This is a genomic window from Megasphaera sp. DJF_B143 (genome assembly GCF_900320625.1).
Taxonomy (GTDB): domain Bacteria; phylum Bacillota; class Negativicutes; order Veillonellales; family Megasphaeraceae; genus Megasphaera; species Megasphaera hexanoica.
The window spans coordinates 1-7,859 of sequence record NZ_ONTA01000260.1; the positions used below are offsets into that span (position 1 = coordinate 1).

Here is a 7,859-nt window from a genome sequence, read left to right on the forward strand (position 1 = left end):
GAAGGAAGTTCATCGCTCATCGCGGCGACTTGTATATCTTAACAAACTCACAGGAGTTTGTCAAGCACTTTTTTTGAAATACTTTTGATAGGAGGAAGGGAACCTTCCCGTCCGCTCAACAGCTTGTTTAGTATATCCCACTCTTCCCTTCTTGTCAAGGGATTTTTTAAAAAAGCCGGCAGGCGAACGCTCTTTCATTCACCTGTCGGCTTTATACACCTGATTCTTATTCTACAGTAACACTCTTAGCCAGATTTCTCGGCTTGTCTACATCATTTCCTCTGACTACGGCTGCATAGTACGCCAGCAGCTGCAGGGGAATAACCGTCATGACGGGCATGACAAAATTATCCGATTTGGGGATTTTGATGATATAGTCCACCGTCTTGGCCACTTCCGTGTCATCATCCTGCACGACGCCTACTACCTGGGCATTGCGGGCCTTGACTTCTTTGATATTGCTTATCATCTTTTCTTCTACATCCCGCTGGGTAGCCAGGGCTATGACGGGGACACCGTCAACAATCAGGGCCAGGGTACCGTGTTTCAGTTCACCACCGGCATAGGCTTCGGCATGGATGTAGGAAATTTCTTTCAGTTTTAAAGCCCCTTCCATGGCCAGGCCATAATCCATAGAGCGGCCGATGAAAAAGACATCTTCTTTATTCTTGAATTTTTCTGCCAGCTGTTTCACATCATCGGCATGGTCAAAGATATACTGGCACTGCTCCGGAACCTTCTGCAGATCCTGAAGAATCTCTGTTTCTTTTTCTGCGCTAAGCTGCCCGTTGAGACGACCCATGTAGAGTGCCAGCAGCAGCAATGCTACGAGCTGTGTCGTATAGGCCTTTGTCGATGCTACAGCAATTTCCGGGCCTGCCCAGGTATAAACAACCTGGTCTGCTTCCCGGGAGATAGACGAGCCAACGACATTGGTAATAGCCAGAGAGCGGGCTCCCCGCCGTTTTGCTTCTTTGAGTGCCGCCAGTGTATCAATCGTTTCCCCGGACTGACTGATGATAATGCACAGCGTCTTGCTATCTGTCAGGGGATCGCGATAGCGGTATTCTGAAGCAATGTCTACTTCGACGGGAATGCGGGCCAGTTTTTCAATGAAATACTTAGCCAGCAGCCCAGCATGATAAGCCGTACCGCAGGCGGTGATCATAATCTTTCCGATAGAGTTGACATCTTCCGGCGACCAGTTGAGTTCGTCGAATTTAACCGATTTGCCATCGTCCGCCACGCGGCAGCTCAGGGTATCACGGATAGCCTTGGGCTGTTCAAAAATTTCTTTGATCATAAAATGCTCAAAGCCGCCTTTTTCAGCAGCTTCAGCATCCCAATTGACTTCAAATACTTTTTTGGAAACAGGCTGCCCGTCCAAATCCGTTACCCAGACGCTGTCTTTTTTGACAATAGCGACTTCGCCATCGTTCATGATATACGTCCGGCGCGTATAGTTGAGAATAGCCGGTATATCCGATGCAATATAATTCTCCCCGTCGCCGAGTCCCACAATAAGCGGATTATCCTTTTTGCAACAGATAATCGTATCGGGCTGATAGGTACTCATGAAGACCAGGGAATAAGAGCCACGGAGCCGTTTCAGGACCCGGCGGACCGTGCTGGCAAAGTCACCATCATACATGTCAGAGCAGAGGTGAGCCACGACTTCTGTATCCGTTTCTGATTTGAACTGATAGCCTTTGGCCAGTAATTCTTCTTTCAACGTCATGTAGTTTTCAATGATGCCATTGTGGACGACTGCAAATTTCCCGTCCATGCTCATATGAGGATGAGAATTGACATCAGAAGGGCCGCCATGGGTAGCCCAGCGGGTATGACCAATGCCGATAGTCCCGATATTGGGGTCCTGTTCGACAACTTTCTTCAGGTTGACCAGCCGGCCCACTTTTTTCTGTACTTTTATTTTTCCATCATGATATACAGCTATGCCAGCAGAATCATAGCCTCTGTACTCTAATTTAGCAAGGCCTTCCAAAAGAAAATCTGCCGCCTGGCGGTCGCCAACATAACCAACAATACCACACATAATTTTTTCCTCCTGTTTTCCGGGGCTGCGCCGTAAAATAGGCGCACTACCCCTGTGCGCTCCCTGCAATGATTTTGTCCACCCTGTTACCAGTGTGATTTTTTCATTACATGACGGCCGGAGCTGCCGAGAGACATCCGCTGAATCTTCGATACTTCTCTACCTCGTCTGCCTGTTCCTCACGCAGGCACTAGCGCTATCCATTTTACGAATGGATTCCTAAACGAATAAAAAGGAATGAAGTAGTATACTCCATTCCCTTATTTTAATATAAGCTATGACTCTGGTCAATACCCGCGCTTATTTCGACGGTCCCATTTCATGTTCTACGACGAGGGCGATATCGTCTACGATGCGCTGCAGCTGGTCCAGATCCGGGCCTTCCGCCATAACGCGGATAAGCGGTTCCGTTCCGGACGGACGCACGAGGATCCGGCCTTCATCACCCAGTTCTTCTTCCCCGGCAGCGATAGCCGCCATGATGAGATTGTTATTTTCCCAGCCCGATTTCGTTTGTACGGTGACATTTTTCAGGATCTGCGGATATTTCGTCATGATTCCTGCCAGTTCAGACAAAGGCTTCTGGCGTGTTTTCATGATAGACAGCAGCTGCACAGCCGTCAACAGGCCATCGCCCGTCGTATTATAATCGAGGAAAATAATATGTCCCGATTGTTCGCCTCCCAGGCAATAGCCATCTTTGCGCATCCGTTCCAGGACATAACGGTCCCCGACGGCAGTGATGACGCTCTGGCACCCCATTTCTTTCAGGGCCTTGTGGAAACCGATATTGCTCATGACCGTACCGACGACCGTATCCTGTTTCAGCCGCCCTTCTTCTTTCAATTTCAGGGCGCAGAGGAGCATAATCTGGTCGCCATCCATTTCCTGTCCTTTTTCATCGACAGCCAGGCAGCGGTCGGCATCGCCGTCATTGGCGATACCGATATCGGCACCGTTCTGCAGGACTGCTTCTTTAAGGCTTTCCAGATGGGTAGAACCGCAGTGGTCGTTGATATTGATGCCATTGGGTTCATGGTGGATAGCGATGACTTCCGCACCGAGCCGGCGGAAGATATCCGGACCGAGCTGGGAAGCCGATCCATTGGCCCCGTCATGGACGATTTTTAGTCCTGTCAGGTCGACATCGGTAGACTGGACGATGAAATCTTCATATTCATCCTGCAGATTCGTCCAGTTAGAAATCGTACCGATAGCTGCGCCGGTCGGACGGCTCTGGATACCGGAACGTTCATCTTTGAGCATGTATTCTTCAATGCGGTCTTCTGTTTCATCGGGCAGTTTATATCCGTACTGGTCAAAGAATTTGATACCATTGTATTCAAACGGATTATGGGAAGCCGAAATCATGACGCCAGCGTCGAGATGATGGACCCGTGTCAGATAGGCAATGGCCGGTGTCGGGATCACACCGACAAGATAGCAGTTTCCCCCTGCCGAGGTAATCCCTGCTGCCAGGATGCTTTCGAGCATCGTTCCGGAAATACGCGTATCCCTGCCGATAAGGAATGTGGGATGTTCTTTTTCCTGCCCCAGTACGTACGCAGCCGCCCGTCCCAGATGATATGCCAGTTCCGGCGTCAATGTATCATTTGCTATACCTCGTACTCCATCAGTTCCAAACAATCTTGCCATTTATTTTCCCTCCAACGGTTGATATATAGTTATAATTGCGATAGCTGTTTCCAGACCATCGAGAAAAGCACTCATAATTCCTCCGGCATATCCGGCTCCTTCGCCGACAGGATAGAGGCCGCTGCTGCCATCAGCCATACGGTCTTCTCCCCGGACAATCCGTACCGGAGCGCTGGTCCGGGTCTCTACGCCCGTCATGACGGCGTTATGATCGTCAAAGCCATGAATACGCCGGCCAAAATATGGCAGGGCCTTTGCCAGCGTATCAGTCACAAAGCCGGGCAGAACGCGGCGCAGATCGGTCCAGACGACGCCGGGCCGGTAAGACGTGACAGACGGCATCTGCCCCGTATCGTCCCGTCCCAGGAACGATCCTACCGTTTGTGCCGGTGCCTTATATGTCCTGCCGCCTGCTTCATAGGCCAGCTTTTCATAGCGACGCTGGAATTCTATTCCCGCCAGTGGCGTCGAACCGCCCACGTCATCGGCCGTCACATTGACGACGAGAGCGCTGTTGGCAATACCACTATCCCGTTTGTACAAGCTCATGCCATTGGTCACGACACCGCCTTCTTCTGACGCGGCCGCTACGACGACGCCGCCGGGACACATACAGAAGGAATAGCAGGACCGGTCGCTTTGTTTATCATGATATACGAGTGCATAATCGGCGGCATCCAGTCCCAGCTCAGCTGCGCTGCAGCCATACTGGGAATGATCAATCAAGTCCTGGGTATGTTCGATGCGTACGCCTACGGCGAAATCTTTCCGTTCCATATGGATTCCCTGCTGGTACAACATGTGGTACGTATCTCGGGCACTGTGCCCGATTCCCATGATGACGACCTCTGCCGGGACCGTCTCCGTGCCATTGATGGTAACTGAAGTAATCTGCCCCGTATCGTCTCTGCCGATATCAGTCACACAGCTGTTGAAATGAATGGTCCCGCCCATGCGTTCGATAGTCTGGCGCATATTCTTTACGACGCGTCGCAGGATATCCGTACCTACGTGAGGATTATAGGCATACTGGATATCTTCCGGTGCCCCGGCCTGGACAAACATCTGGAGTATCCTGGGCAGCAACGGGTGATTGACCCGCGTCGTCAGTTTTCCGTCTGAAAAAGTGCCGGCTCCGCCTTCACCGAACTGTACATTCGACTCGGGACGGAAGGGACCGCCATCCCAGAACTCTTCTACATGGCGTGTCCGCGTATCGATATCGCAGCCTCGTTCATAGACTACAGGCCGGTATCCATGACGGGCCAATTCCAGGGCTGCCGCCAGACCAGACGGACCGGTACCGACGACGACCGGCCGGTGGGCCAGTTTCCGGTTTCCAGGATGAATCGGCGGTTCAGGCCGGATCTCTAGTTTTCGAACGTCTTTGGCGTCGTGGCAATGTTTCCATACCCGCGCTTCGTCAGCCAGGGTGACATCGACCGTAAACACAAAGTAGATGTGCGGTTTCCGGCGGGCATCTATGGAACGCCGTACGATGACCAGACGCTGTATGTCTTCCTTACGGCAGCGTAATTTCTTCGCTGCCAGGACCGGGAGCGGCTTTTCCATCGGAACGGCGGTCCGTATATTTAGTACTCTGAGCAAAATGATTCTCTCCTTTAATCGTCCTTGCCGACTTCAACGGTGACTTTAATCGTATCCGGCGCAAAGACGGCCCCATCAATGGATGGCGCAGACATTTCAAAGTCTTTCGTTTCACTGATACCGCTGACATTGACTGCTGCCAGATTGATGCCTGACACGGTACCGACGACATCAGACCGTCCGCGTATTTCTACACTTTCCGGAATGGGACTGACACGCTTTACGGTATACCCGTCAGCCGGGTCCCCCGTCGTCGTCACATAGACCGGGACCCGTTTGGTCACGGCATCGGTCAGCAGTTTCACATTGACCTTGCTCTGCCACGGCGTCATTTCCAGCCCATCTACAGGAGATCCATCGGCATGGACCAGATGAATCGGTGCCATGACCGAGAAGTCCTGGTTTTTATCACCGACCGGAATATCGATGATGGCCCGGTCTACCTGCTGAATAAGGCGGCGGGCTCCACTGACGACGACTGTATCGGGCACCATGCGCAGACTGCTGATAGCTACATTATCGGGTAGCTTGCCGTTGAGATGAGGCGTCAGTTTGAATTCCTGTACGGCATAGACATCAATATAAATTTTTGCCGAATTCTGTGCCTGTTTCTTCAGTTCCGTCCCATTGGGAATCTGTACGTGTATCGGGACTTCCATTTCACCTTCCTGGGCGTTGGAGAGGTCGATATAGGCCTTGATATCCGATGCACCAACGTTAATAATCGTATTGCGCGGACCGGAAAGGCGGACGTAGACTGTCTTGGGGACATTGGCCGCAATATACTGGGAATTGAGATTTTCTACGGTGACCGGTACGGTATAGCTGCCTTCGCTCGTCGGGTTTTGTTCATTGATGATGACAAACCAGAGGACAATGGCCAGAATGAGACAGATGATGCGCAGCTGCCATTTTTGATTGAGCTTGATCATTATTTCATCGGCCTCCATTTCAATATGTTGGCCAGCCCCTGAGGCTGCCGTTTGAGGAATGTCATAAGAACGTTGCGCAGTGCCGTGCCGTCGAGATGACGGTAAATGTGGCCGCCGTATGTGTAAGAAATCGATCCCGTTTCTTCACTGACTACTACGACGACAGCATCGGCCAGTTCACTGATACCGATAGCGGCCCGGTGGCGCGTCCCCAATTCCGTCGAAAGGGAACGGTCACTGGTAAGCGGCAGCAGACACCCCGCCGCCATGATGCGGTCATCGCGGATGATAACCGCTCCGTCGTGGAGCGGCGTATTGGGAATAAAAATATTTCCCAGCAGTTCCCGCGACACTTTACCGTCAATCTGAATGCCCGTGTCAATATAATCATTGAGGCCGACATCCCGTTCAAAGACGATGAGTGCCCCCGTATGAGTTTTGGACATGGATTCCGTAACAGCTACGATTTCATCGAGCAGCCGCTCCAGTGCTTCCATATCGACGACCTGGCTGGAACGGATGAGGCGGCCGCGGCCGATTTGCTCCAGGGCACGGCGCAATTCCGGCTGGAATACGACAGGCAAGGCAAACATGATGACCATCATGCCCTGTTGAAGCATCCAGTTGATGACGTGAAGATTGAGAAAGCGGCTGCTGCTGATTACCGTAACGGCACCGAGGACGATGAGGCCTTTGATAAGGGCCACAGCCCGCGTATTACGGATCAGGATCAGCATTTTATATAAAAAGAAAGCGACGAGCAGAATATCTACAACATCGAGCAGGCGGAAACTGCTGATGAATCCCTGAATTGGTAAATACATAGTACACTCCCTGATATAATATCTGAAGACAGTACGTACATGAGACATTTCATGCAGTATTTTTATTGTACAATATTTCAGGGGCGCTGAAAAGAGCTTCTTCCCTGACCTGAAGCAAATAAAAACTGGCACTGAAGATAATCGTACTTCAGCACCAGTCTCCATATCAATATGGTCATTCCGCTTTTGCTTTGTCTTCGTCCGGGGCAGCAGCCGCTTTGGCAGCTTCTTCGGCGTTCTTTATGGCCTTTTCCTGATTCGCCAGGTCTTCAAAATTATACGATTTCAATTGTTTGGCCAGATTACGCTGAATACCGGCAAAGGCCGCGTAAATGGAACACATGCCGCTGCATCCTTTGGAACACGATCCCACATCATGAAGGCAGCGCTGTAATTCCGTCTGTCCTTCTACGGCTTCAATGATATCAAAAAGGGTAATATCTTTCGGTGCGCGCTGGAGGGCAAATCCTCCTTCTACGCCCCGGTATGATTTCATGATATTGGCAGCCGTCAGACTGCGCATGATTTTTAACAAGAAGCGTTCCGGTATATTCTGTTTTTCTGCCAGGGCAGCTCCCGTTATTTTTGTTCCTTCCGGCAAAGATGCCAGGTACAATACCATACGAAACGCGTAATCTGTTGCCTGATTCAACCTCATAGCAAAATTCCTCCTTGCTGATGGGACTATGACTAACCAGCTCCATCGTTATCCTTGCTTATTATTATACAATAATTCACTAAATTCGTATAGTTTTTTTGACACAATATTCCCTATTTTTTTGA

Annotated in this window: 6 protein-coding genes; all 6 read right to left on the bottom strand. The window is 50.8% G+C overall.

Annotated elements, in window-relative coordinates; genetic code table 11:
* Nucleotides 1-226 precede the first annotated feature (226 nt).
* The 6 genes from glmS to DBO31_RS07695 all read right to left on the bottom strand — a co-directional run bounded on the left by glmS (nt 227) and on the right by DBO31_RS07695 (nt 7,734).
* Nucleotides 227-2,056, bottom strand: a complete 1,830-nt coding sequence (gene glmS, locus DBO31_RS07670) for a glutamine--fructose-6-phosphate transaminase (isomerizing) (RefSeq protein WP_059075598.1) — start codon at nt 2,054-2,056, stop codon at nt 227-229.
* A gap of 300 nt (nt 2,057-2,356) precedes the next feature.
* Entirely contained in the window at nt 2,357-3,712 is a 1,356-nt protein-coding gene (gene glmM, locus DBO31_RS07675) for a phosphoglucosamine mutase (RefSeq protein WP_113855084.1), read from the bottom strand.
* Nucleotides 3,713-5,320 (bottom strand): NAD(P)/FAD-dependent oxidoreductase, encoded by a 1,608-nt coding sequence (locus DBO31_RS07680; RefSeq protein ID WP_200817496.1) that lies wholly within the window; start codon nt 5,318-5,320, stop codon nt 3,713-3,715. It abuts the gene before it with no gap.
* 14 nt (nt 5,321-5,334) lie between these two features.
* The gene (locus DBO31_RS07685; RefSeq protein ID WP_059075595.1) at nt 5,335-6,252 is read right to left on the bottom strand and encodes a YbbR-like domain-containing protein; all 918 of its coding nucleotides are present in this window, start codon (nt 6,250-6,252) and stop codon (nt 5,335-5,337) included.
* On the bottom strand, nt 6,252-7,076 hold the full coding sequence (gene cdaA / locus DBO31_RS07690) for a diadenylate cyclase CdaA (RefSeq protein ID WP_059075594.1): 825 nt from the start codon (nt 7,074-7,076) through the stop codon (nt 6,252-6,254). Before cdaA ends, DBO31_RS07685 begins: the two co-directional genes overlap by 1 nt.
* A gap of 175 nt (nt 7,077-7,251) precedes the next feature.
* On the bottom strand, nt 7,252-7,734 hold the full coding sequence (locus DBO31_RS07695; protein WP_059075593.1) for an Rrf2 family transcriptional regulator: 483 nt from the start codon (nt 7,732-7,734) through the stop codon (nt 7,252-7,254).
* Nucleotides 7,735-7,859: the final 125 nt, after the last annotated feature.